The sequence below is a fragment of the Paraburkholderia sp. SIMBA_053 genome (genome assembly GCF_046534895.1).
GTDB classification, from domain to species: Bacteria; Pseudomonadota; Gammaproteobacteria; order Burkholderiales; family Burkholderiaceae; genus Paraburkholderia; species Paraburkholderia caledonica.
The window spans coordinates 1-292 of the sequence record NZ_JAWRXU010000437.1 but is presented as its reverse complement, the minus strand read 5'-3'; the positions used below and the strand labels follow the sequence as shown (position 1 = coordinate 292).

General features: G+C 61.6%; 1 pseudogene. It reads right to left on the bottom strand.

Features of this window, described 5'->3' with window-relative positions:
• A pseudogene (locus tag SB753_RS36320) lies at positions 1–292 on the bottom strand (GMC oxidoreductase); the annotation flags it as partial.

Genomic DNA, 292 nt, shown 5'->3' with positions numbered 1-292 from the left:
CCCTTCTCCGCGACCATCATCGTCGGCGCGTTGATATTGCCTGACGTGATGTTCGGGAAGATCGACGCATCGACGATCCGCAAGCCTGACATGCCATGCACGCGCAGACGCTCGTCCACGACCGAGTTGCCGTCGTCCGGCCCCATCGCGCATGAACCGCACAGTATAGATCGAACCCGACTGCTCGCGGAAGTACTGCAGGAAGGCGTCGCGATCGCTCACCTGCGGGCCAGGCGAAATCTCTTCGACAGTGATGTCCTTGAGCGCCGCCGTCGACATGATCTTGCGCACC